Raw genomic sequence first — 23,761 nt, 5'->3', positions numbered from 1 at the left:
TTAGCTTGATTTTAGCATTAGAAAGTATTATAGGAGTATTAAAATGATAACCAATAGAGTTATTCGTTTTTATGGTATCAAATTATTGCTTTAAGCAGAAGTATTTATTCTCAAAGTTTGATAGAAGAAATTAATAAATTAAGGAAGTAATAATGCGGAATTATGAATGGTTTATTCACAATGCTACCTCATACTTCGCAATAATAATCTTATTGTAGCTTTAATTTTTATTCTGTTATTTCTATTGTTTTTATCTTAGGTCTCTGAATTTGCAGCTCTAAATGAGTACATTAAAATTTTATTATTAGAATTAATCTCCTTTAATCTTCAGCTTAATATCCAATTTTTTTGTGCATTGTATCATGATATTAGATCAAAATTACTTTAAAATTTTTCCATCTAGATTTCAATCCTATAATATGTCCTGTGAAATGTATATTTGTTTTTCTAACCTGCCTTCTCATTTTGACAATGAAAATTATTATGTGGAGTTTTTAATGAGAATTATCTCTATTGGTATATGTCTTTTAGAGTAGTAAATTGACTCTCATAACAACTGTTGTGGTCTGCCTTTTTCGTTAGGATTGAGCCCGTAGTATATTGAACAGAAGCTATTATCTTTTTAGTAGTCTAAAAGAATTGCGTTAGTTTAATATGGAATTTTGTGTTTTGAATGTTAAATGGTGTCGATTCTTCTTTCCCTAAAGCGTAGCTCATATCTATAATGCCTGAATTTAATTGGTATTTATAACCAATTCCAAAACTATAAAGATTGTTTTTTATACTTTCTATCGTGTTTTCAATTCTTCCAACATCTGTTATTGAATATAAGAATGATGTGAAATTTAGTTGGTAACGATATTCTAGATTGAATATAATGTATGAAGAGCAGAAAATACTTTCTTCGTTAAAACCTCTTATAGTGTTTGTTCCGCCAACTCTAAATAATTCATTAGTGTAAAGCTCATCAGATAATAGTAGGCCGCTTTGATTTTGTATGAATATAAAATTTCTAGGGTTTAGCTTCCAATTGTAATAGCCTTTAAAATTGTATCGCTGCTGATTTAATTTTACATTATTGTCTGTATTTGTTTTGTTGCCAAAGAGGCCTTGGGCTTGAATAAATGTTTTGTAGTTAATTATTTGATTTTCGGAAAATTGTCTAAAGCTATATTCGCTACCAAATAGTTTGGATTTAAAATTGATAATTTCAAGAGAGGTGCTGTAGTTTTCTAAATCATTAGAGCTTTCGCTAAAATAGGTTGCGGCTAATGTGTGGGAAGGGTTGATATTGTATTTTAATCGGATTTGGGTTTTTATGTTTAAGAATGTTGAATCTTGCTTGTAAAGATTAAAATTCACTTCTGGTGTAATTGGTGAACTGAATAGAAATGGTAAGGATAAGAAGGTATCAAATTGCTTTCTGTCATCAGCATTGCTTTTCCATTGAATATTTAATTGCTCTCCTTTATTGATAGCATTGTTGAGTTGTAGGTCTAGATATCCGTCAAATTCAAGTTTGTCTGTATTGCTTGAAGAAAACCCTATAATTCCATCAAATTGATTTGCCTTTTGTTTTTTAAGGTACAGATAAACAATTGTCGAATCTTTAGTAAAGAGTATTTCAGGCTCTTTGCTTTCGGTTGCGTAGTTTAGAGAGTTTAAGGCTTTTGAAGCATTATTTATTTGATCCTTTGAAAAAGTTTGTCCAACTTTTAGATTGGCATAGTGTTTTAGGAATGATCTTGGGAAATTTTTATATCCTCCTATAATTATTTTGTCAACCCTTCTTTCTTTTGAGGTTCTAATAGCTAATTCGGCTAATAAAGTATTTTTAGAAATTGAAATATTCTCAAGTTTTACTGTTGTAAAGGGTTGGCCTTGAGCTTCGAAAGAATTGCTAATTTCTTGAAGTGTTTCTTCAAGTTTATCGAATGGTAGCGTAATGTGATTCTTTTCAATTGATTTGTTAATGTACGGTTTAAGTGATTCGTCTATCAGAATCTTAGCACTGTCAATTTTAGCTCCAAGAGAAAAGTAGCTTAAATATTTATTTTGATTTAAGATTGTTATAGAGTCGTGGGTAGATTGTATAAAGCCAATTTGCTTTAATTGGCTGTTTATGTTTTTAGAGTAGTCTTCAATTTCTTTTTTAGAATTGAATTTTTGAGTAGGTTTTAAGGAGCTTAAAACAATTTGTTCTAAACTGTCTATACTAGCTAATTTCAACTCAAATTCTTGACAAAAAAGTTGAGGGATGGCACAGAAAAAAAATAGTGTATATATATAAGGTGTAATTGAGGCTTTCAATTCTTTCTGCAATATGAATTAAAATTTCGTGTGAATATACCTTTTTGAACTTACATAATAGGCTTAATAAAAAATTAATTACCAGCTATTTGATTAATTCATTTTTAATCGTACATTTGCACACGCTAAAAAAAGCGGTTTATTAATTTTAAAAACGTAAACAATAATTAAATAGTATGCCAACTATACAACAATTAGTACGCAAAGGAAGAACCAGTATAACTAAGAAGAGTAAATCGGCTGCTTTGGATTCATGTCCTCAAAGAAGAGGGGTATGTACGCGTGTTTACACCACTACACCTAAAAAACCTAACTCGGCAATGAGAAAGGTTGCAAGGGTTCGTTTAACAAATGGTAACGAGGTGAACGCATATATCCCAGGAGAGGGTCATAACTTACAAGAGCACTCGATAGTATTAGTTAGAGGTGGAAGGGTTAAAGATTTACCAGGTGTTAGATACCACATTGTACGTGGTGCGTTAGATACTGCCGGAGTAGAAGGTAGAACGCAACGTAGATCTAAATATGGTGCTAAAAAACCTAAGTAATTAACAACTTAATGTAAAGACATGAGAAAAAGAAGAGCGAAAAAAAGAATTCTTTTACCAGATCCAAAATTTAACGATCAGTTAGTAACACGTTTTGTGAATAACTTAATGTGGGATGGTAAAAAATCAGTGGCTTTTAAAGTGTTTTACGATGCATTAGACATTGTAGAGCAAAGAAAACAAGACGAAGAAAAAACTGCTTTAGAAATTTGGAAAGACGCATTAACTAATGTTATGCCGCATGTAGAGGTTCGTAGCCGTAGAGTAGGTGGAGCAACATTCCAGATTCCAATGCAAATTCGTCCAGACCGTAAAATTTCAATGGCAATTAAATGGTTAATTAGTTACTCTAGAAAGCGTAATGAAAAAACGATGGCTCAGAAATTAGCGGCAGAAATTATTGCAGCTGCAAAAGAAGAAGGTGCTGCAGTTAAGAAAAGAGTAGACGTACATAAAATGGCTGAGGCTAATAAAGCATTCTCTCACTTTAGATTTTAATAAGAAATGGCAAGAGATTTAAAATTTACAAGAAACATTGGTATTGCTGCGCACATTGATGCAGGTAAAACTACTACTACAGAACGTATTTTATATTATACGGGAGTTTCACATAAAATTGGAGAGGTGCACGATGGTGCTGCTACTATGGACTGGATGGAGCAAGAGCAAGAAAGAGGTATTACAATTACTTCTGCTGCTACAACTTGTGAATGGCAGTTTCCAATTGAGAATGGTCAGCCAACTCCAGATACTAAAGGATATCACTTTAACATTATTGATACTCCGGGTCACGTTGACTTTACAGTAGAGGTAAACAGATCTTTACGTGTATTAGACGGTTTAGTATTCTTATTTAGTGCAGTTGATGGTGTTGAGCCTCAATCTGAGACTAACTGGAGATTAGCAGATAACTATAAAGTTCCTAGAATTGGTTTCGTTAACAAAATGGATCGTCAAGGATCTAACTTTTTAGCTGTTTGTCAGCAAGTAAAAGATATGTTGAAGTCTAACGCAGTGCCAATTGTATTGAACATTGGTGATGAGGCAGACTTTAAAGGTATTGTTGATTTAGTGAAGAACAGAGCTATTGTGTGGCATGATAACACACAAGGGGCAACGTTTGATGTAATCGACATTCCAGAAGATATGAAAGAAGAGGCTGCTAAGTATAGAGCCTTATTAATTGAAGAGGTTGCTAGTTACGACGAGAACTTATTAGAGAAATTCATGGAAGATGAAGACTCTATTACAGAAGAAGAAGTGCACAATGCATTAAGAGCTGCTGTAATGGATATGGCTATCATCCCAATGATTTGTGGTTCTGCATTTAAAAACAAAGGAGTTCAGTTCTTGTTAGATGCAGTATGTCGTTACTTACCTTCTCCAACAGATAAAGAAGGTATTACAGGTGTGAATCCTAACACTGATCAAGAAGAGTTGCGTAAGCCAGATGTAAAGGAGCCTTTTGCTGCTTTAGCATTTAAGATTGCTACAGATCCTTTCGTAGGTCGTTTAGCATTCTTTAGAGCTTATTCTGGTAGATTAGATGCAGGTTCTTATATTTTGAACAATCGTTCAGGTAAAAAAGAACGTATTTCTCGTATCTACCAAATGCACTCAAACAAGCAAAATGCTATTGACTATATTGAAGCTGGTGATATTGGTGCAGCTGTAGGATTTAAGGATATTAAAACAGGAGATACAATGTCGGCAATGGATGCTCCAATTGTATTAGAGTCTATGGACTTCCCTGATCCAGTAATCGGTATTGCCGTTGAGCCAAAAACAAAAGCAGATGTAGATAAATTAGGATTAGCTTTGGCTAAGTTAGCAGAAGAAGATCCAACATTCCAGGTTAAAACTGATGAGGCTTCAGGTCAAACAGTAATTTCTGGTATGGGTGAGTTACACTTAGATATTATTGTAGATCGTTTAAAGCGAGAGTTTAAAGTTGAAGTAAGTGTAGGTGAACCTCAAGTAGAGTACAAAGAAGCATTAACTAGAACAGCAGAGCACAGAGAAACTTATAAGAAGCAATCTGGTGGACGTGGTAAGTTTGGTGATATTGTATTTGAAATGGGGCCTGCTGATGAAGACTTTAAAGGACCAGGATTACAATTTGTTGATGAGATTAAAGGTGGTCGTATTCCAAAGGAATTTATTCCTGCAGTAGAAAAAGGATTCAAAGAGGCTATGAAGAATGGTCCTTTAGCTGGATTCGAAATGGATACTATGAAGATTACTTTAAAGGATGGATCTTTCCACCCTGTAGATTCTGATGCACTTTCATTTGAATTGGCTGCAAAATTAGGGTACAAAGCTGCTGCAAAAGCTGCTGGTGCTGTAATTCTTGAGCCTATCATGAAAATGGATGTTGTTACTCCAGAAGAAAACATGGGTGATATCGTTGGTGACTTGAACCGTCGTAGAGGTCAGGTTAACTCAATGGATGATAGAGCAGGAGCAAAAGTTGTAAAGGCAGATGTGCCATTATCAGAAATGTTTGGATATGTTACTACATTAAGAACATTATCATCTGGTAGAGCAACTTCTACTATGGAGTTCTCACACTACGCTCAAACGCCATCGAACATTTCTGAAGAAGTAATTGAAAAGGCAAAAGGTTAATCTCTAAATTATAACACGATGAGTCAAAAAATTAGAATAAAATTAAAGTCTTACGATTACAATTTAGTAGATAAATCTGCTGAGAAAATCGTAAAAACTGTAAAGAGTACTGGTGCTGTAGTTAACGGTCCAATTCCTTTACCAACTCATAAAAAGATTTTTACAGTACTACGTTCACCACACGTAAATAAAAAATCTAGAGAACAATTCCAATTAAGTTCTTACAAAAGATTATTAGACATCTATAGCTCTTCATCTAAGACTATTGATGCTTTAATGAAGTTAGAACTTCCTAGTGGAGTTGAGGTTGAGATTAAAGTGTAATTGAAACCTTTCGGTAGCAATGCCGAAATACATGTCCGGAGCGATTGACGAAGGAAAAACGGAAAAAAATACGACAGGGTTGAAGTATTTTTGACCCTGTTTTTTTAAATAGAAATAAAGTAAATAATTAAATTAAATTAAAATGTCTGGGTTAATAGGAAGAAAAATCGGAATGACCAGCTTATTTGACGAGAATGGAAAGAATATTCCATGTACTGTTATTGAAGCAGGTCCGTGCGTTGTTACCCAAGTCAGAACCGAAGAGGTAGACGGATACAATGCGTTACAACTTGGTTTCGATGACAAAAAGGCAAAAAGCTCTAATAAAGCTTTAGATGGTCACTTTAAAAAAGCAGGTACCGTAGCCAAGAAAAAAGTCGTTGAATTCCAAGGGTTTGAAGAAGAGTACAAATTAGGAGATTCAATTACGGTTGAGCACTTTGAAGAAGGTGAGTTTGTAGATGTTTCTGCAACTTCTAAAGGAAAAGGTTTCCAAGGTGTTGTTAAACGTCATGGTTTTGGTGGTGTAGGTCAAGCTACTCACGGTCAACATAACCGTTTAAGAGCTCCTGGTTCTATTGGTGCTGCATCATACCCTGCAAGAGTATTCAAAGGAATGCGTATGGCAGGACGTATGGGAGGTGATAAAGTGAAAGTTCAAAATTTAAGAGTTTTAAAAGTAGTTGCAGATAAAAACCTACTTGTTGTAAAAGGATGTGTTCCTGGTCACAAAAACGCTTATGTAATCGTTCAGAAATAATGAAAGTATCAGTTTTAGACATTAACGGAAAAGATACAGGAAGGAAAGTAGAGCTTTCTGATGATGTATTTGCAGTAGAGGTGAACGATCACGCTGTTTATTTAGATGTTAAGCAACACTTGGCTAACAAAAGACAAGGTACGCACAAATCTAAAGAAAGAGGTGAAATTACTGGTTCTACTAGAAAGATTAAGAAGCAAAAAGGTACTGGTACTGCTCGTGCAGGTAGTATTAAATCTCCTGTTTTTAGAGGAGGTGGTAGAATCTTTGGTCCAAGACCAAGAAACTACAGCTTCAAATTGAACAAGAATTTGAAAAGATTAGCACGTAAGTCAGCTTTAAGTATTCAAGCAAAAGACAATAATATTATTGTTGTAGAAGACTTTAATTTTGATGCTCCAAAGACTAAGAGTTTTATCTCTGTATTGCAAGGTCTTGGTATTGAGGGTAAAAAGTCTTTGTTTGTGTTGGGTGATTCAAATAATAACGTATATTTGTCATCACGAAATTTAAAGCGTTCTAAAACCGTAACTAACTCAGGTTTAAATACTTACGAGGTTTTAAATGCAAATAAAATTGTCCTTTTAGAGGGTTCTTTAGAAGGAATTAATCAAATTTAAGCTAAATAGGTAAGAAAATGAGTGTATTAATTAAACCTATTATTACGGAAAAAATGACAAATGATAGCGAGTTGAACAACCGTTATGGATTTGTTGTAGAGAAGAGTGCTAACAAAGTTGAGATTAAAAATGCTGTAGAAGCAACTTATGGTGTATCTGTAAATGCAGTAAGAACGATGAACTACCCAGTTAAACGTTCTACTAAATACACTAAGAGTGGAATTGTACAAGCTAAAAAGAGTGCTTATAAAAAGGCAATCGTTCAGTTAGCAGAAGGAGATAATATAGATTTTTATAGCAACATTTAATAAATAAAAAATGTCAGTTAGAAAACTTAAACCAATAACACCAGGTCAGCGTTTTAGAGTTGTGAATGGGTTCGACACCATCACTACTGATAAGCCGGAAAAGTCATTATTGGCACCGAAAAAAAGGTCTGGAGGTCGAAACAATAAAGGTAAAATGACTATGCGCTACATTGGTGGTGGTCATAAAAAACAATACCGTATTATTGATTTTAAAAGAAACAAAGCAGGAGTTCCTGCAACTGTAAAATCAATTGAGTATGATCCAAACCGTACTGCGTTTATCGCTTTATTAGTGTATGCAGATGGTGAGAAAAGATATATCATTGCTCAAAACGGATTAAAAGTAGGACAAGAAGTAATTTCTGGTGACACTGTAGCTCCTGAAGTAGGAAATGCAATGCCATTAGGAAATATGCCATTAGGTACTACGATTTCTTGTATCGAATTACGTCCTGGACAAGGTGCTGTAATGGCGCGTAGTGCAGGTTCTTTTGCTCAATTAATGGCAAAAGATGGTAAGTATGCTACAGTTAAGTTACCATCAGGTGAAACAAGATTAATCTTGTTAACATGTATGGCAACAATTGGGGTTGTGTCTAACTCAGATCATCAGTTATTAGTATCAGGTAAAGCTGGTAGAACAAGATGGTTAGGTAGAAGACCTAGAACGAGACCAGTAGTGATGAACCCGGTTGATCATCCAATGGGTGGTGGTGAAGGTAAGTCGTCTGGAGGACACCCAAGATCTAAGAATGGTATCCCAGCTAAAGGATATAAGACTAGATCTAAGACCAAAGCAAGTAATAAGTATATCGTAGAACGTAGAAAAAAATAATAAGACATGGCACGTTCATTAAAAAAAGGACCTTACGTTTTCCATAAATTGGAAAAGAAAGTACAAGCGAATATTGATTCTAATAAAAAATCAGTTATCAAGACTTGGTCTAGAGCATCTATGATTGTACCAGATTTCGTTGGACAAACAATTGCAGTGCACAACGGTCGTCAGTTTGTACCAGTATATATTACTGAGAACATGGTAGGGCATAAGTTAGGAGAGTTTTCACCAACACGTTCTTATAGAGGACATGGTGCTGACAAGAAAAATAAAGGTAAAAAATAGTAGGTAATCATGGGAGTTCGTAAAAAATTAAGAGCACAACAGATCAAAGAAGAGAAAAAGCAAGTTGCTTTTGCTAAGCTTACAGGTTGTCCTACATCACCAAGAAAAATGCGCCTAGTTGCAGACTTAATTAGAGGAGTTGAAGTTGAAAAAGCACTTCAAATCTTAAAGTTCAATGCTAAAGAAGCATCAATTAACTTAGAGAAGTTATTGTTGTCTGCAATTGCTAACTGGCAAGCAAAGAACGAAGATTCAAGTATTGAGGATGCAGGGTTATACGTTAAAGAAATTTTCGTAGACAGCGCAGGTATGTTAAAAAGATTAAGACCAGCACCACAAGGTCGCGCGCATAGAATTAGAAAACGTTCTAATCACGTGACATTAGTGTTAGGTAATAAAATTGTTGAAAGCAAATAATTCAAAATAGACATGGGACAAAAGACAAATCCAATAGGGAATCGTTTAGGTATTATCAGAGGATGGGAATCTAACTGGTATGGAGGAAATGACTATGGCGATAAAATTGCTGAAGATGATAAAATAAGAAAGTACGTACGTGCTAGATTATTTAAAGCAAGTGTATCAAGAATTATTATTGAGCGTACACTTAAACTTGTAACCGTTACTATCACTACGGCTCGTCCTGGTATCATCATTGGTAAAGGAGGTCAAGAGGTAGACAAGTTAAAGGAAGAGCTTAAGAAAATTACTGGTAAAGAAGTTCAAATTAACATTTTTGAAATTAAAAGACCAGAACTTGATGCAACATTAGTAGCGGCAAGTATTGCACGCCAGATTGAGGGACGTATCTCTTACAAACGTGCAATTAAAATGGCTATTGCTGCAGCTACTAGAATGAATGCTGAAGGTATTAAAGTTCAAATTAGTGGTCGTTTAAACGGAGCTGAAATGGCACGTTCAGAGCACTTTAAAGAAGGTAGAATCCCTCTTTCAACTTTCAGAGCTGATATTGATTACGCATTTGCCGAAGCTGATACTACTTATGGTAAGTTAGGTATTAAGGTTTGGATCATGAAAGGTGAGGTGTATGGTAAAAGAGAGCTTTCTCCATTAGTTGGTTTGTCAAAGAAGCAAGGAGGAAAAGGTGGAAAAAGACAACCTCGTAGAAGAAAATAATTTTATTCAATTTAGAAGACAATGTTACAGCCAAAGAGAGTAAAATATCGTAAAGTACAGAAAGCAAAAGGAAATATGAAAGGGAATGCCGGTAGAGGTACTCAACTTTCAAATGGAATGTTTGGTCTTAAAGCATTAGATCAAGATTTGCTTACATCTCGTCAAATCGAAGCGGCACGTATCGCGGCAACGCGTTACATGAAAAGAGAAGGACAATTGTGGATTAAAATTTTCCCAGACAAGCCAATTACCAAAAAACCATTAGAAGTACGTATGGGTAAAGGTAAAGGTGCTCCTGAGTATTTTGTTGCAGTTGTTAAACCAGGTAGAATTATGTTTGAAGTTGGTGGTGTACCAATGGATGTTGCAAAAGAAGCATTGCGCTTAGCTGCGCAAAAACTACCAGTTAGAACAAAGTTTGTAATCGCTAGAGATTTTGATAACGCATAATCATTAAGAGTAATGAAACAGTCAGAAATTAAAGAATTATCAACTGAAGATTTGCAAGAACAACTTGTACAGTTGAAAAAGAATTATACTGATCTAAAAATGGCACATGCTATAACTCCGTTAGAGCAACCATTACAGTTAAGAGCCCTGAGAAGAACTGTTGCTAGAATTGCTACAGAATTAACTAATAGAGAAGTACAATAGCATTTAAAGATGGAAAAAAGAAATCTTAGAAAAGAAAGAATAGGGGTAGTTTCTAGCAATAAAATGGACAAGTCTATTGTTGTTTCAGAAGTAAAGAAAGTAAAGCACCCTATGTACGGTAAATTCGTATTGAAAACAAAAAAATACGTTGCACACGATGAGACAAACGATTGTAACATTGGTGATACCGTTAGAATTATGGAAACACGCCCTTTGAGTAAATCAAAGCGTTGGAGATTAGTAGAAATCCTAGAAAGAGCTAAATAATTTATTATGTTACAGACAGAATCAAGATTAAAAGTAGCTGACAATACTGGAGCGAAAGAAGTTTTAGTAATTCGTGTTTTAGGAGGAACTAAAAAACGTTATGCTTCTATTGGAGACAAAATTGTTGTTACAGTAAAGCAATCAACTCCAAACGGGAACGTGAAAAAAGGTCAGGTGGCTAAAGCAGTAGTAGTACGAACTAAGAAAGAAGTTAGAAGAAAAGACGGTTCTTATATCCGTTTTGACGACAATGCTTGTGTATTGTTAGACAGTAATTCTGGTGAAATGAAAGGTACTCGTGTGTTTGGTCCAGTTGCAAGAGAGCTTCGTGAGAAACAATTCATGAAAATTGTATCATTAGCACCTGAAGTGCTTTAATAAACTGTAAGAAAACATGGCAAAGTTAAAGATTAAAACAGGTGATACAGTAAGAGTTCTTGCTGGAGATCATAGAGGTGAAGAAGGAAAAGTATTACGTGTTTTTCCTGAGAAAAATAGAGCAATTGTAGAAGGCATTAATATGGTTTCTAAACATGCTAAACCAAGTGCGGCTAACCCACAAGGTGGTATTGTAAAGAAAGAAGCTTCTATTCATATTTCTAACTTAGGTCTATTAGAAAACGGAGCACCAGTGCGTGTAGGTTATGCTGTAGAAGGAGATAAGAAAGTAAGAGTTTCTAAAAAAACCAATAAAGCAATTTAGTGATGGCATATATTCCAAGACTTAAGCAAGAATATAAAGATAGAGTAGTAGCTGCTCTAACAGAAGAGTTTGGTTACAGCAATGTAATGCAAGTACCTAAATTACAAAAAATTGTAATTTCTAAAGGTGTTGGTGCTGCTGTAGCTGATAAGAAGTTAATTGATCATGCAGTAGAAGAGCTAACCAAAATTTCTGGGCAAAAAGCTGTTGCTACTAAATCTAAAAAAGACGTTGCAACCTTTAAATTAAGAAAAGGTATGCCAATTGGTGCTAAGGTAACCTTAAGAGGTGAAAAAATGTACGAATTTTTAGATAGGTTAATCACTGCTTCGTTACCACGTGTAAGAGATTTTGACGGAATCAAAGCAACAGGTTTTGATGGTAGAGGTAACTACAATTTAGGTATTACTGAACAAATTATTTATCCTGAAATCGATATTGATAAAGTGAATAAAATTGGAGGTATGGATATTACTTTTGTAACATCTGCAAATACTGACAAAGAAGCTAAATCATTATTACACGAATTAGGTTTACCATTTAAAAAAAATTAAGAGATGGCTAAAGAATCAATGAAAGCCCGTGAGGTAAAACGAGCAAAAATGGTTGCAAAATATGCTGAGAAAAGAAAAGCTTTAAAAGAAGCTGGAGATTACGAAGCATTGCAAAAATTACCAAAAAACGCATCTCCTGTAAGAATGCATAACCGTTGCAAGTTAACAGGTCGTCCAAAAGGATACATGCGTCAGTTTGGAATTTCTCGTGTTACATTCCGTAAAATGGCTAACCAAGGATTAATTCCTGGTGTAAAAAAAGCAAGCTGGTAAAAAAGTTTAATTGGTTAAAGGTTTAGTAAAAACTAAAAACCCTAACCGCAAATTAATTTATATGTATACAGATCCAATAGCAGATTATCTAACAAGAATTAGAAATGCTGTAAAAGCAGGACACAGAGTAGTTGAGATCCCTGCATCAAACCTTAAAAAAGAGATTACTAAAATCTTATTTGACCAAGGATACATTTTAAGCTATAAATTTGAAGACAATAGTGTACAAGGCACTATTAAAATAGCTTTAAAATACGACCGTCAAACTAAAGAGTCTGTAATCAGAAAAATCGAAAGAGTAAGTAAACCAGGTTTACGTAAATACGCTAGTGCTTCAGATATGCCTAGAGTATTAAACGGATTAGGTATTGCAATTGTTTCTACATCACACGGTGTAATAACAAACAAACAAGCAGTACGTGAAAACGTTGGTGGTGAAGTTTTATGTTACGTTTATTAAAAAGTAGAAGAAAATGTCAAGAATAGGAAATAGCCCAATAGCAATAGCTGAAGGAGTTACTGTTGACGTAAACAACAACGTAATCACAGTAAAAGGAAAACTTGGAGAATTATCTCAAGAATTTGATGGTGTTTCGATTAAAGTAGAAGAAGGTAGCGTTGTTGTAGAGCGTGCTTCTGAAAGTAGAGACGATCGCGCAAAGCACGGTCTTTACAGAGCTTTAATTAACAACATGGTTTTAGGTGTATCTAAAGGATGGACTAAAGAATTAGAATTAGTTGGAGTAGGATATAGAGCATCTAACCAAGGACAAAAATTGGATTTAGCTTTAGGTTTCTCGCACAATATCGTAATGAATATTGCGCCAGAAGTAAAGGTTGAAACAGTTTCAGAAAAAGGTAAAAACCCAATCGTTAAATTAACTTCTCATGACAAACAATTAGTTGGTCAGGTAGCAGCAAAGATTCGTTCTTTCCGTAAGCCAGAGCCTTACAAAGGAAAAGGAGTTAAATTCGTAGGTGAAGTATTAAGAAGAAAAGCAGGTAAAACTGCATAATTTATAAGAGTTATGGCATTATCAAAGCTAGCAAGAAGACAAAGAATTAAGTATAGAATCAGAAAAGTTATTTCTGGTACTGCATCTAAACCTAGATTATCAGTATTTAGATCTAATAAAGAAATTTATGCTCAATTAATAGATGACGTAGCAGGTAAAACCTTAGCTTCTGCTTCATCAAGAGATAAAGCAATTGCATCTGGACCAAAATCTGATGTTGCTGCCGCAGTAGGTAAAGCAATCGCAGAAGCTGCTTCTAAAGCAGGTGTTGAAACAGTTGCGTTTGACAGAAACGGTTATTTGTATCACGGTAGAGTTAAAACTCTAGCAGAAGCTGCAAGAGAAGCAGGTTTAAAATTTTAAGAAATTATGTATCAATCATATAAAAACGTAGAAATCGTTAAACCAAGTGGTTTAGAACTACAAGATCATTTAGTAGGTGTTCAACGTGTTACCAAAGTAACTAAAGGTGGTAGAGCGTTCGGATTTTCTGCAATCGTAGTTGTAGGTGATGGTAACGGTGTAGTAGGTCATGGTTTAGGTAAATCTAAAGACGTTGCAACTGCAATTGCAAAAGCAATTGAAGATGCAAAGAAAAACTTAGTGCGTATTCCTATTATCAACCACACATTACCACACGAGCAAAAAGGTAAATTTGGTGGTGCAAGAGTATTCTTAAAGCCTGCAACACACGGTACCGGGGTAATTGCCGGTGGTGCTGTACGTGCGGTATTAGAATCAGTAGGTGTACATGACGTATTATCAAAATCTCAAGGTTCATCAAACCCTCACAATGTTGTGAAGGCTACTTTTGATGCTTTATTAAGATTACGTAGTGCTGCTACTATTGCAAAACAAAGAGGAATTTCTTTAGAAAAAGTATTTAAAGGATAAAATCAATTGTACGATGGCAAAAATTAGAGTAACACAAGTTAAGAGTAAGATAAGACGTCCTCAAAACCAAAAGAGAACGTTAGAAGCATTAGGCTTACGTAAGATTGATCAGGTAGTAGAGCATGAAGCTACTCCTACAATCCTTGGAATGGTAAATAAAGTTAAACACTTAATTTCTGTAGAAGAAATTAAATAAGATATATTGTAGTTATGGCATTAAATAACTTAAAACCAGCAGCTGGCTCAGTAAAAGGAGCAGCAAAAAGAGTTGGTAGAGGACAAGGTTCTGGTAAAGGCGGAACAGCTACAAGAGGTCATAAAGGTGCAAAATCTCGTTCAGGATACTCTCGTAAGATTGGATTCGAAGGAGGGCAAATGCCTTTGCAAAGACGTGTGCCTAAATTTGGTTTTACTAACATCAACCGTAAAGAGTATACAGGTATCAACTTAGATACTTTACAAGCTTATGTTGATGCAGGTAGAATTAAAGACACTGTAGATATGACAGTTTTGGTTGAAAACCGTTTAGCTCGCACAAATGACTTAGTGAAGATTTTAGGAAGAGGAGAGTTAAAAGCAAAATTAAACATTACAGCGCATAAATTTACAGCAACTGCTCAAGCAGCAATCGAGGCAGTTGGCGGTTCAGTAACAACTTTATAATAACGAAATTATAAATGAAGAATTTTATACAAACCATTAAGAACATTTGGGCAATTGACGAATTAAAGAACAAAATTCTGATCACCTTAAGTTTTATGGTTATTTACCGTTTTGCTGCGCAAGTAACATTACCAGGTTTAGATGCTGCTGTTATTGCAGAAGCAATGGAAAACAATTCTAACACTGGTGGTTTAATTGACATGATTAATATGTTTACTGGAGGTGGGTTTACTCGCGCTTCAGTTATGGCTTTAGGTGTAATGCCATATATTTCTGCATCTATTGTAGTACAGTTGATGGGAATCGCGATTCCTTATTTACAAAAACTACAAAAAGATGGAGAAAGTGGTAGAAAGAAAATTACACAAATTACACGTTGGTTAACAATTGGTATTACCTTGGTTCAAGGTCCTGCTTATATTGCTAACCTAGGTGGTGTTGGTATTCCAGATGCAGCCTTTTTAATTGGAAAAGGTGGATTGTTCTGGTTTACTTCATTAATCTTATTAACAACAGGGTCTATCTTTGCCATGTGGTTAGGAGAGAAAATTACTGATAAAGGTATTGGTAATGGTATTTCTCTTTTAATTATGATTGGTATTATTGCTAGTTTCCCAAGTGCGTTTGCACAAGAAGTATTATCAAAAGTAAGTAGCGAAGCCTCTGGAGGAACTGCAGGTGCTGGTGGTATTATGATGGTGTTAATTGAGGTTATTGTATGGTTTGTAGTTATTATGGCTTGTGTTTATTTAGTTACTGCAATTAGAAAAGTACCTATTCAATACGCAAGAAAAACTGTAGCAGGTACTGTTCGTGACGTGGCTGGAGCACGTCAATATATTCCGTTAAAGTTAAATTCAGCGGGTGTAATGCCAATCATCTTTGCTCAGGCAATTATGTTTGTTCCAGGTGCTTTACAACAAGCTAACTTTAGCCCTGATTGGTTAAAAACAGGTGCAGGTTATTTTAGTGATTTTAATGGCTTAGGATACAATTTATTGTTTGCCTTTTTAATCATCATCTTTAGTTATTTCTATACAGCAATTACTGTTAAGACGAATGAGATGGCTGCTACATTAAAAAGAAGTAACGGATTTATTCCAGGAATTAGACCAGGAAACGAAACAGATAATTATTTAGATAAGATTTTATCTTTAATTACGTTCCCAGGATCAATCTTCTTGGCGTTGCTTGCAGTATTACCTGCCTTTGTAGTAAAGTTTGGTGTGCAACAAAGTTGGGCAATATTTTATGGTGGAACATCATTGTTGATTATGGTAGGAGTTGCTATAGATACTATTCAACAAATTAATGCACATTTATTAAACCGTCAATACGATGGCTTAATGAAAACAGGAACAAAAAGAAAATCAGGACTATAATGGCAAAACAAGCAGCAATAGAACAAGATGGTACAATTACAGAAGCATTGTCTAACGCAATGTTTAGAGTTGAACTAGAAAACGGTCATATTGTAACAGCACATATCTCAGGTAAAATGCGTATGCATTACATAAAATTATTACCAGGTGATAAGGTAAAACTTGAGATGAGTCCGTATGATTTAACAAAGGCAAGAATTACTTATAGATACTAAACAACAAACGATGAAAGTAAGAGCATCATTAAAAAAGAGAAGTGCCGAGTGCAAGATTGTGCGTAGAAAAGGCAGATTATATGTAATCAATAAAAAGAATCCTAGATTTAAACAAAGACAAGGATAATTATGGCAAGAATAGCAGGTATTGATATCCCAAAAAATAAAAGAGGAGTAATCTCTTTAACGTACATTTTTGGAATTGGTAGAAGCAGAGCTAAAGAAATTTTAGCAGCTGCCAATGTTGACGAGAGTAAAAAAGTTCAAGATTGGACTGATGAAGAAATCGGAAGCATTAGAGAACAAGTAGGAACTTATACCATTGAAGGTGAATTGAGATCTGAAACTCAATTAAACATCAAACGTCTAATGGATATTGGATGTTACAGAGGTATTCGTCATAGATCAGGATTACCATTAAGAGGACAGAGAACTAAAAACAACTCTCGTACTAGAAAAGGTAAGCGTAAGACTGTAGCTAACAAAAAGAAAGCAACTAAATAATAAGTAGTATCATGGCAAAGGCAACAAAAAAACGTAAAGTTATTGTTGAAGCGGTAGGTGAAGCTCACATAACTGCATCATTTAACAACATTATTATCTCTTTAACCAACAAAAGAGGCGATGTAATTTCTTGGTCATCTGCTGGTAAAATGGGCTTTAGAGGCTCTAAAAAGAACACACCTTATGCAGCTCAAACAGCAGCAGAAGATTGTGCAGCAGTTGCTTACGAAGCAGGTTTAAGAAAAGTGAAAGCTTACGTGAAAGGACCTGGTAACGGTAGAGAGAGTGCAATGAGAACACTTCATAACAACGGAATTGAAGTAACAGAAATTATTGATGTTACTCCAATGCCACACAATGGATGTCGCCCTCCAAAAAGAAGAAGAGTATAACAAAATTAAATTTTTAACAATAGGATAAAATGGTTATCGAAGGAGTAAGCCTTAATTCATAACCCCTATTAACAAATAAAATAAAAATGGCAAGATATACAGGACCAACAACTAAAATTGCACGTAAATTTGGCGAGGCAATATATGGAGCAGATAAATCTTTTGAAAAAAGAAACTATCCTCCAGGACAACATGGTAACAACCGTAGAAGAGGTAAAAAATCTGAGTACGCGGTTCAGTTAGCAGAAAAACAAAAAGCAAAGTATACTTACGGTATCTTAGAGCGTCAATTTAGAGGTTTATTTAAAAAGGCATCTAGTGCAAAAGGTATTACTGGTGAGATCTTATTACAATTATGTGAGTCGCGTTTAGACAACGTGGTATACCGTTTAGGTATCGCTCCTTCTCGTAATGCTGCTAGACAATTAGTATCACACCGTCACATTACAGTAAACGGTGAATTAGTAAACATTCCATCTTACTCGTTGAGAGCAGGTGATGTAATTGCTGTTAGAGAAAAATCGAAATCTTTAGAAGTAGTAGAAGCATCATTAGCTAACAATAGCAATGTTTACGAATGGTTAACTTGGAATGGAGATAAAATGGAAGGTACTTTCGTATCTGTTCCAGAAAGATTACAAATTCCAGAAAACATCAAAGAACAATTAATCGTAGAGTTATACTCTAAATAATAATTAATCATATTGGTATTTGGCCAAAGGGTTTTTAAGTATTTCTTCAAACTTCTAAACCGCGCAACCAACTAACAATTAAAACGAAGAAAACAATGGCAATATTAAATTTTCAAAAACCTGACAAAGTAATTATGATCGACTCTACCGATTTCGAAGGTAGATTTGAGTTCAGACCGTTAGAACCAGGATTTGGTTTAACAGTTGGTAATGCTTTAAGAAGGGTATTATTATCTTCATTAGAAGGGTACGCAATTACATCAATCCGTATTGAGGGTGTAGAGCACGAATTTTCTACAATCACTGGTATTGTGGAAGATGTTACAGAAATCATCTTAAACTTAAAGCAAGTTCGTTTTAAAAAGCAAATAGATGACACAGATAAAGAATCTGTAGTAGTTTCTGTTTCAGGTCAAGAGCAGTTAACTGCTGGTGACTTACAAAAGTTTATCTCAGGTTTCCAAGTATTAAATCCAGATTTAGTAATCTGTAACATGGAAAAATCAGTAAACTTACAGTTCGAGCTTTCAATTGAAAAAGGTAGAGGGTTTGTTCCAGCTGAAGAGAATAAAAAAGCAGGTGCACCACTAGGAACTATTTTTACAGATTCTATTTTTACGCCAATTAAGAACGTAAAATACGCTGTAGAAAACTTCCGTGTAGAGCAAAAAACTGATTACGAAAAATTAGTATTTGATATCGTTACTGATGGTTCAATCGTACCACAAGACGCATTAACAGAAGCTGCAAAAATCTTAATCCACCACTTTATGTTATTCTCTGATGAGCGTATCACTTTAGAGGCTGATGAAATTGCACAGACTGAGACATATGATGAAGAGTCATTACACATGCGTCAGTTGCTTAAAACAAAACTAATTGATATGGATTTATCAGTTAGAGCATTAAACTGTTTAAAAGCAGCAGAAGTAGATACGCTTGGAGACTTAGTATCATTTAATAAAAACGACTTAATGAAGTTCCGTAACTTTGGTAAGAAATCATTAACTGAATTAGATGAGTTAGTGCATGGAAAAGGTTTAAGTTTCGGTATGGACTTAAGTAAATATAAATTAGATAAAGAGTAACCTCTCATATTTTGCGCCCCAATAATGGGTTGAGGCAAGATGAGAGCAAATTTTAAACGTCATGAGACACGGTAAAAAATTTAATCACTTAGGCAGAAAAACAGCGCACAGAAAGGCGATGTTAGCCAATATGGCTTGTTCATTAATTGAGCATAAAAGAATCAACACTACAGTTGCTAAAGCTAAAGCTTTACGTCAGTACGTTGAGCCGTTAATTACAAAGTCAAAAGAAGATACTACACACAACCGTAGGGTAGTGTTTAGTTACCTTAAAAACAAATATGCAGTAACTGAGTTATTTAAAGAAATTTCAGTTAAGGTTGCAGACAGACCAGGAGGGTATGTTCGTATTATCAAATTAGGAAATCGTCAAGGTGATAATGCACCAATGGCAATGATTGAATTAGTTGATTACAACGAAATTTACAATCCAAAAGGTAAGAAGAAGAAAAAATCTACACGTAGAGGTAGAACCAAAAAAGCTGAGGCTACTCCTGCAGAAGCTCCAGCTGCTTCTGAAGAAACACCTGAAGCGACTGAAGAATAAATGAGAGTATTGCATTTATAATATGAAAAAGGATAAGCTAACCCGTTAGTTTATCCTTTTTTTTTAAATTTGAACCCAATAAAAATCACATCTAAAAGCAACATAACAACGTGAATTATTCAACTCGTAAAAAAGCCATTTTATTATTAGAAGACGGAACCATGTTTGAAGGGAAGTCAGTAGGAATTGACGGTACTTCATTTGGTGAAATTTGTTTCAATACAGGTATGACTGGATACCAAGAAATTTTTACAGACCCATCGTATTTCGGACAAATGATGTTAACTACCAATGCACACATTGGTAATTACGGAGTTGATGAAGTAGATGATATAGAATCTGATTCTATTAAAATTGCGGGCTTAGTTTGTAGAAACTTTTCATATAATTTTTCAAGAGATAAAGCTACAGGTAGTCTAGAGGATTACTTTAAGAAATACAATCTAATTGCAATTTCTGATGTGGATACTAGAGCAGTTGTAAAACATATTAGAGATAAGGGAGCAATGAATTCTGTTATAACAACAGACATTGATAATTTAGATAAAGTAAAAGCTGAATTAGCGGCACAGCCAAATATGGACGGTTTAGAGTTAGCTTCTAAAGTTTCTACGAAAGAACCTTATTTTGTTGGAGATCCTAATGCACCAATTAAAGTCTCTGCTTTAGATATTGGTATTAAAAAGAATATTTTACGCAATCTTACTTCTAGAGGATGTTACGTAAAAGTATTTCCTTATAACGCTACTTTCGAAGAGTTAGCAGCATTTGAGCCTAATGGATATTTCTTATCTAACGGACCTGGAGATCCAACACCATTGGTAGAAGCTCAAGATTTGGCAAAAGAGATTATTAAAAGAGATTTACCTTTATTTGGTATTTGTTTAGGGCATCAAGTTATTGCTTTGGCAAATGGTATAGAGACCTACAAAATGCACAATGGGCATAGAGGTATCAATCACCCAGTTAAAAATTTATTGACAGGTAAAGGTGAAATTACATCTCAAAACCACGGATTTGTTGTAAAGAAAGAAGCATTGGATGCTAACGATGCTTTTGAAATGACTCATCAACATTTAAATGATGGTACTGTAGCGGGTATGCGTATGAAAGATAAAAATGTATTTTCTGTACAATACCATCCAGAAGCAAGTCCAGGACCAAATGACTCGGTGTACCTATTCGATCAATTTATAGATAATATTAAAAAATCAATGTAATTTCAATAAGGTTAAACAATCAATTGACATCATTTTGAAGATTTACTAATTCTGCAATTATTTAACCTTATTTTAATGACATTACTAAGGGGTTTCGTACCTTTGGATTTTAGACTAAAAAATAATTAAAACATTATATTATGAGTATCATTATTAACATTCATGCAAGACAAATTTTTGATTCACGTGGTAACCCAACTGTTGAGGTAGACGTGGTAACAGAAAATGGTGTTTTAGGTAGAGCAGCGGTTCCATCTGGAGCTTCTACAGGAGAGCATGAAGCTGTTGAATTGCGTGATGGAGGAAACAACTATATGGGTAAAGGTGTTTTAAACGCCGTTAAAAATGTTAATGATGTTATTGCTCCTGAGTTATTAGGCGTTTCTGTTTTTGAGCAAAACGCTATTGATCAATTAATGATTGATTTAGATGGTACAGCAAACAAAGCTAAATTAGGAGCCAATGCTATATTAGGTGTTTCTTTAGCGGTTGCAAAAGCTGCGGCCAATGAATTAAATATGCCATTGTATCGTTATGTTGGAGGTGTAAGTGCAAATACATTACCAGTGCCAATGATGAATATCGTAAATGGTGGTTCGCATTCAGATGCACCAATTGCATTTCAAGAGTTTATGATTATGCCTGTAGGTGCTTCTAACTTTACACACGCCATGCAAATTGGTAGTGAAATTTTCCATAACCTTAAAAAATTACTTCACGACCGTAACTTAAGCACTGCAGTAGGTGATGAAGGTGGTTTTGCACCAACTTTTGACGGTACAGAAGATGCATTAGATACAGTTATGGCTGCTATTGAGAAAGCTGGTTATAAAACCGGAAGTGAGGTAATGTTAGCATTAGATTGCGCTTCTGCAGAATTTTATGTAGATGGTAAATACGACTATACAAAGTTTGAGGGTAATAGTGGTGTTGTAAGAACATCTGAGGAACAAGCAGACTATTTAGCTGAATTAGCTGGTAAGTATCCAATTATCTCTATTGAAGATGGTATGGATGAAAACGATTGGGATGGTTGGAAATACTTGACTGATAAGATCGGAGACAAAGTACAGTTAGTAGGTGACGATTTATTTGTTACAAATGTTGAAAGATTAGGTAGAGGTATCGATAATGGTATTGCAAACTCAATTTTAATTAAAGTAAATCAAATCGGTACTTTAACAGAAACAATTGCAGCAGTTAATATGGCCCACAATGCTGGGTATACTTCAGTAATGTCGCACCGTTCTGGAGAAACTGAAGATAATACAATTGCAGATTTAGCAGTTGCATTAAATACAGGTCAGATCAAAACTGGTTCGGCATCTCGTTCTGACCGTATGGCTAAGTACAACCAATTATTAAGAATTGAAGAGGAGTTAGCAGAAGTGGCTTATTACCCTAAAGAAAAGGCTTTTAAAGTAAACTGAGAGTTTCTTTTTAAATAATACAAAAGCCGGTGTTTTTACACTGGCTTTTTTTATGGGAAACATTTAGTAATTCCTTAGGATTTTAGCAAATTCTTCACTTTTATTTTCGTGTTAAAATTCGTACTTTCGTGGTCGATTAAAAACAACAAAGAAAAACAAAGAACATGGCAGATACGGCAAAGTTAGAGATTAACGGTCAAGTGTATGAATTTCCAACATTTACAGGAGTTGAAAATGAGACAGCTATAGATATTTCTAAACTTCGAGCTGCTACGGATGGTGTTATTACGATTGACCCTGGTTTTAAAAATACAGGATCTTGTGTTAGTGAAATTACGTTCTTAGAAGGAGAAAAAGGAATTTTAAGATATAGAGGTTTCAGTATCGAAGAATTGGCAGAAAAAGCATCTTTCTTAGAAGTAGCCTACTTATTGATTTTTGGAGAATTACCAACTCAAGAAGAATTAGATAAATTCCATAGTGATATAAAAAAGCAATCTATTGTAGATGATGATGTAAAGAAAATTTTAGATGCTTTCCCAAAATCAGCACATCCAATGGGTGTGTTATCATCTTTAACAAGTGCACTTACTGCGTTTAATCCAGAATCTGTAGATATCAATTCAGAAGAAGATATGTACAATGCCATTGTTGGGATTTTAGGTAAATTTCCGGTGTTAGTAGCTTGGACTATGCGTAAGAAAAAAGGCTTGCCTTTAGATTACGGAGATAAATCTTTAGGGTACGTAGAAAACGTATTAAAGATGATGTTCAAAGAACCAAACGAAGAGTTCGAATTAAATCCAATTGTTGTTGATGCTTTGGATAAGTTATTAATTCTTCATGCAGATCACGAGCAAAACTGTTCTACTTCTACAGTTAGAGTAGTAGGTTCTTCGCATGCTGGATTGTTTGCTTCTTTATCAGCAGGTATTTCTGCTTTATGGGGTCCATTGCATGGTGGTGCAAATCAAGCTGTTTTAGAAATGTTAGAAGCTATTAAAGAAGATGGTGGAGACACTAAGAAATACATGGCAAAAGCAAAGGATAAGACAGATCCATTCCGTTTAATGGGATTCGGGCATAGAGTATATAAGAACTTTGATCCAAGAGCAAAAATTATTAAAGTTGCTGCTGATGAAGTTTTAGGAGATTTGGGGGTACAAGATCCAATTTTAGATATTGCAAAAGGATTGGAACAAGAGGCCTTAACAGACGACTATTTTGTTGCAAGAAAACTATATCCGAATGTAGATTTTTATTCTGGTATTATTTACCGTGCAATGGGTATACCAGTAGAAATGTTTACAGTAATGTTTGCATTAGGTAGATTACCAGGTTGGATTGCGCAATGGAGAGAAATGCGATTACGTAAAGAGCCAATTGGAAGACCTAGACAGATTTATATTGGTAAAACTGAAAGAGCTTTTAAGCCAATCGAAGAGCGTTAAAAAAAGAAAACATAAAACTACCAGCCATTTTGTTATCAGCCCTCGAGCTATGTGCAAA

Annotated in this window: 36 protein-coding genes; 35 read left to right on the top strand and 1 reads right to left on the bottom strand. The window is 34.7% G+C overall.

The features are described 5' to 3' along the window. Window positions 1-630 precede the first annotated feature (630 nt). A complete protein-coding gene (locus ACYQ5R_RS01555) occupies window positions 631-2,229 on the bottom strand; it encodes a ShlB/FhaC/HecB family hemolysin secretion/activation protein (protein WP_460189145.1) in 1,599 nt (532 codons plus the stop codon). Between the two features lie 257 nt (window positions 2,230-2,486). On the opposite strand from ACYQ5R_RS01555, the gene rpsL reads away from it, so the two are divergent. From rpsL to ACYQ5R_RS01380, 35 genes are all read left to right on the top strand, one after another. Then, window positions 2,487-2,858 carry a 30S ribosomal protein S12 gene (rpsL, locus tag ACYQ5R_RS01550; RefSeq protein ID WP_460189144.1) on the top strand — a complete coding sequence of 124 codons (372 nt, stop codon included), beginning with the start codon at window positions 2,487-2,489 and terminating at the stop codon, window positions 2,856-2,858. 21 nt (window positions 2,859-2,879) lie between these two features. Next, on the top strand, window positions 2,880-3,356 hold the full coding sequence (rpsG, locus tag ACYQ5R_RS01545) for a 30S ribosomal protein S7 (protein WP_460189143.1): 477 nt from the start codon (window positions 2,880-2,882) through the stop codon (window positions 3,354-3,356). Window positions 3,357-3,362: 6 nt separating this feature from the next. Next, on the top strand, window positions 3,363-5,486 hold the full coding sequence (gene fusA / locus ACYQ5R_RS01540) for an elongation factor G (RefSeq protein ID WP_460189142.1): 2,124 nt from the start codon (window positions 3,363-3,365) through the stop codon (window positions 5,484-5,486). An 18-nt stretch (window positions 5,487-5,504) separates the two neighbouring features. Beyond that, window positions 5,505-5,810, top strand: a complete 306-nt coding sequence (gene rpsJ / locus ACYQ5R_RS01535) for a 30S ribosomal protein S10 (RefSeq protein ID WP_089378517.1) — start codon at window positions 5,505-5,507, stop codon at window positions 5,808-5,810. A 142-nt stretch (window positions 5,811-5,952) separates the two neighbouring features. Further along, complete coding sequence (gene rplC, locus ACYQ5R_RS01530; protein WP_460189141.1) at window positions 5,953-6,570, top strand: 50S ribosomal protein L3; 618 nt, start codon at window positions 5,953-5,955, stop codon at window positions 6,568-6,570. Then, a complete protein-coding gene (gene rplD, locus ACYQ5R_RS01525) occupies window positions 6,570-7,190 on the top strand; it encodes a 50S ribosomal protein L4 (RefSeq protein WP_460189140.1) in 621 nt (206 codons plus the stop codon). Before rplC ends, rplD begins: the two co-directional genes overlap by 1 nt. A gap of 17 nt (window positions 7,191-7,207) precedes the next feature. Continuing rightward, window positions 7,208-7,498, top strand: coding sequence for a 50S ribosomal protein L23 (rplW, locus tag ACYQ5R_RS01520; RefSeq protein WP_460189139.1), 291 nt, complete (start codon window positions 7,208-7,210; stop codon window positions 7,496-7,498). 10 nt (window positions 7,499-7,508) lie between these two features. After that, window positions 7,509-8,333, top strand: a complete 825-nt coding sequence (gene rplB, locus ACYQ5R_RS01515; RefSeq protein ID WP_460189138.1) for a 50S ribosomal protein L2 — start codon at window positions 7,509-7,511, stop codon at window positions 8,331-8,333. Window positions 8,334-8,339: 6 nt separating this feature from the next. After that, entirely contained in the window at window positions 8,340-8,621 is a 282-nt protein-coding gene (gene rpsS, locus ACYQ5R_RS01510) for a 30S ribosomal protein S19 (protein ID WP_460189137.1), read from the top strand. 9 nt (window positions 8,622-8,630) lie between these two features. Beyond that, the gene (gene rplV / locus ACYQ5R_RS01505; RefSeq protein ID WP_460189136.1) at window positions 8,631-9,038 is read left to right on the top strand and encodes a 50S ribosomal protein L22; all 408 of its coding nucleotides are present in this window, start codon (window positions 8,631-8,633) and stop codon (window positions 9,036-9,038) included. A 12-nt stretch (window positions 9,039-9,050) separates the two neighbouring features. Further along, on the top strand, window positions 9,051-9,758 hold the full coding sequence (rpsC, locus tag ACYQ5R_RS01500) for a 30S ribosomal protein S3 (protein WP_460189135.1): 708 nt from the start codon (window positions 9,051-9,053) through the stop codon (window positions 9,756-9,758). Between the two features lie 21 nt (window positions 9,759-9,779). Further along, the gene (rplP, locus tag ACYQ5R_RS01495) at window positions 9,780-10,208 is read left to right on the top strand and encodes a 50S ribosomal protein L16 (RefSeq protein ID WP_460189134.1); all 429 of its coding nucleotides are present in this window, start codon (window positions 9,780-9,782) and stop codon (window positions 10,206-10,208) included. 12 nt (window positions 10,209-10,220) lie between these two features. Further along, a complete protein-coding gene (gene rpmC / locus ACYQ5R_RS01490; protein WP_460189133.1) occupies window positions 10,221-10,412 on the top strand; it encodes a 50S ribosomal protein L29 in 192 nt (63 codons plus the stop codon). A gap of 9 nt (window positions 10,413-10,421) precedes the next feature. Continuing rightward, complete coding sequence (gene rpsQ, locus ACYQ5R_RS01485) at window positions 10,422-10,679, top strand: 30S ribosomal protein S17 (RefSeq protein WP_460189132.1); 258 nt, start codon at window positions 10,422-10,424, stop codon at window positions 10,677-10,679. 6 nt (window positions 10,680-10,685) lie between these two features. After that, a complete protein-coding gene (rplN, locus tag ACYQ5R_RS01480; protein WP_460189131.1) occupies window positions 10,686-11,057 on the top strand; it encodes a 50S ribosomal protein L14 in 372 nt (123 codons plus the stop codon). Between the two features lie 16 nt (window positions 11,058-11,073). Then, entirely contained in the window at window positions 11,074-11,382 is a 309-nt protein-coding gene (rplX, locus tag ACYQ5R_RS01475) for a 50S ribosomal protein L24 (protein ID WP_460189130.1), read from the top strand. 2 nt (window positions 11,383-11,384) lie between these two features. After that, entirely contained in the window at window positions 11,385-11,936 is a 552-nt protein-coding gene (gene rplE, locus ACYQ5R_RS01470) for a 50S ribosomal protein L5 (protein WP_460189129.1), read from the top strand. A gap of 3 nt (window positions 11,937-11,939) precedes the next feature. Continuing rightward, entirely contained in the window at window positions 11,940-12,209 is a 270-nt protein-coding gene (gene rpsN, locus ACYQ5R_RS01465) for a 30S ribosomal protein S14 (protein ID WP_460189128.1), read from the top strand. A gap of 61 nt (window positions 12,210-12,270) precedes the next feature. Next, window positions 12,271-12,669 (top strand): 30S ribosomal protein S8, encoded by a 399-nt coding sequence (rpsH, locus tag ACYQ5R_RS01460; RefSeq protein WP_460189127.1) that lies wholly within the window; start codon window positions 12,271-12,273, stop codon window positions 12,667-12,669. A 13-nt stretch (window positions 12,670-12,682) separates the two neighbouring features. After that, on the top strand, window positions 12,683-13,225 hold the full coding sequence (rplF, locus tag ACYQ5R_RS01455; protein WP_460189126.1) for a 50S ribosomal protein L6: 543 nt from the start codon (window positions 12,683-12,685) through the stop codon (window positions 13,223-13,225). A 12-nt stretch (window positions 13,226-13,237) separates the two neighbouring features. Further along, window positions 13,238-13,588, top strand: a complete 351-nt coding sequence (rplR, locus tag ACYQ5R_RS01450) for a 50S ribosomal protein L18 (protein WP_460189125.1) — start codon at window positions 13,238-13,240, stop codon at window positions 13,586-13,588. A 6-nt stretch (window positions 13,589-13,594) separates the two neighbouring features. Next, window positions 13,595-14,119: a 30S ribosomal protein S5 gene (rpsE, locus tag ACYQ5R_RS01445; RefSeq protein ID WP_460189124.1), complete on the top strand. Its 525-nt coding sequence runs from the start codon at window positions 13,595-13,597 to the stop codon at window positions 14,117-14,119. Window positions 14,120-14,132: 13 nt separating this feature from the next. Then, complete coding sequence (rpmD, locus tag ACYQ5R_RS01440; RefSeq protein ID WP_460189123.1) at window positions 14,133-14,315, top strand: 50S ribosomal protein L30; 183 nt, start codon at window positions 14,133-14,135, stop codon at window positions 14,313-14,315. A 14-nt stretch (window positions 14,316-14,329) separates the two neighbouring features. Then, entirely contained in the window at window positions 14,330-14,782 is a 453-nt protein-coding gene (gene rplO / locus ACYQ5R_RS01435; RefSeq protein WP_460189122.1) for a 50S ribosomal protein L15, read from the top strand. 14 nt (window positions 14,783-14,796) lie between these two features. After that, the gene (gene secY, locus ACYQ5R_RS01430; protein WP_460189121.1) at window positions 14,797-16,164 is read left to right on the top strand and encodes a preprotein translocase subunit SecY; all 1,368 of its coding nucleotides are present in this window, start codon (window positions 14,797-14,799) and stop codon (window positions 16,162-16,164) included. Next, window positions 16,164-16,379 (top strand): translation initiation factor IF-1, encoded by a 216-nt coding sequence (gene infA, locus ACYQ5R_RS01425; protein ID WP_460189120.1) that lies wholly within the window; start codon window positions 16,164-16,166, stop codon window positions 16,377-16,379. The genes secY and infA overlap by 1 nt, the downstream gene beginning before the upstream one ends. Window positions 16,380-16,389: 10 nt before the next feature. After that, a complete protein-coding gene (ykgO, locus tag ACYQ5R_RS01420) occupies window positions 16,390-16,506 on the top strand; it encodes a type B 50S ribosomal protein L36 (protein ID WP_073316873.1) in 117 nt (38 codons plus the stop codon). Window positions 16,507-16,508: 2 nt separating this feature from the next. Next, entirely contained in the window at window positions 16,509-16,883 is a 375-nt protein-coding gene (rpsM, locus tag ACYQ5R_RS01415) for a 30S ribosomal protein S13 (protein ID WP_460189119.1), read from the top strand. Between the two features lie 11 nt (window positions 16,884-16,894). Further along, entirely contained in the window at window positions 16,895-17,275 is a 381-nt protein-coding gene (rpsK, locus tag ACYQ5R_RS01410) for a 30S ribosomal protein S11 (RefSeq protein WP_460189118.1), read from the top strand. An 86-nt stretch (window positions 17,276-17,361) separates the two neighbouring features. Beyond that, window positions 17,362-17,967 (top strand): 30S ribosomal protein S4, encoded by a 606-nt coding sequence (gene rpsD / locus ACYQ5R_RS01405; RefSeq protein ID WP_460189117.1) that lies wholly within the window; start codon window positions 17,362-17,364, stop codon window positions 17,965-17,967. A 95-nt stretch (window positions 17,968-18,062) separates the two neighbouring features. Then, window positions 18,063-19,055, top strand: coding sequence for a DNA-directed RNA polymerase subunit alpha (locus ACYQ5R_RS01400; RefSeq protein WP_460189116.1), 993 nt, complete (start codon window positions 18,063-18,065; stop codon window positions 19,053-19,055). 61 nt (window positions 19,056-19,116) lie between these two features. Next, window positions 19,117-19,602, top strand: coding sequence for a 50S ribosomal protein L17 (gene rplQ, locus ACYQ5R_RS01395; RefSeq protein ID WP_460189115.1), 486 nt, complete (start codon window positions 19,117-19,119; stop codon window positions 19,600-19,602). A 110-nt stretch (window positions 19,603-19,712) separates the two neighbouring features. Further along, window positions 19,713-20,822, top strand: a complete 1,110-nt coding sequence (gene carA, locus ACYQ5R_RS01390) for a glutamine-hydrolyzing carbamoyl-phosphate synthase small subunit (RefSeq protein ID WP_460189114.1) — start codon at window positions 19,713-19,715, stop codon at window positions 20,820-20,822. 140 nt (window positions 20,823-20,962) lie between these two features. After that, the gene (gene eno, locus ACYQ5R_RS01385; protein WP_460189113.1) at window positions 20,963-22,252 is read left to right on the top strand and encodes a phosphopyruvate hydratase; all 1,290 of its coding nucleotides are present in this window, start codon (window positions 20,963-20,965) and stop codon (window positions 22,250-22,252) included. Window positions 22,253-22,416: 164 nt separating this feature from the next. Next, window positions 22,417-23,703 carry a citrate synthase gene (locus tag ACYQ5R_RS01380; protein WP_460189112.1) on the top strand — a complete coding sequence of 429 codons (1,287 nt, stop codon included), beginning with the start codon at window positions 22,417-22,419 and terminating at the stop codon, window positions 23,701-23,703. The last annotated feature ends 58 nt before the right edge of the window (window positions 23,704-23,761 follow it).

The sequence above is a fragment of the Urechidicola sp. KH5 genome, assembly GCF_054661455.1.
This window is presented reverse-complemented; position numbering and strand designations above follow the sequence as displayed.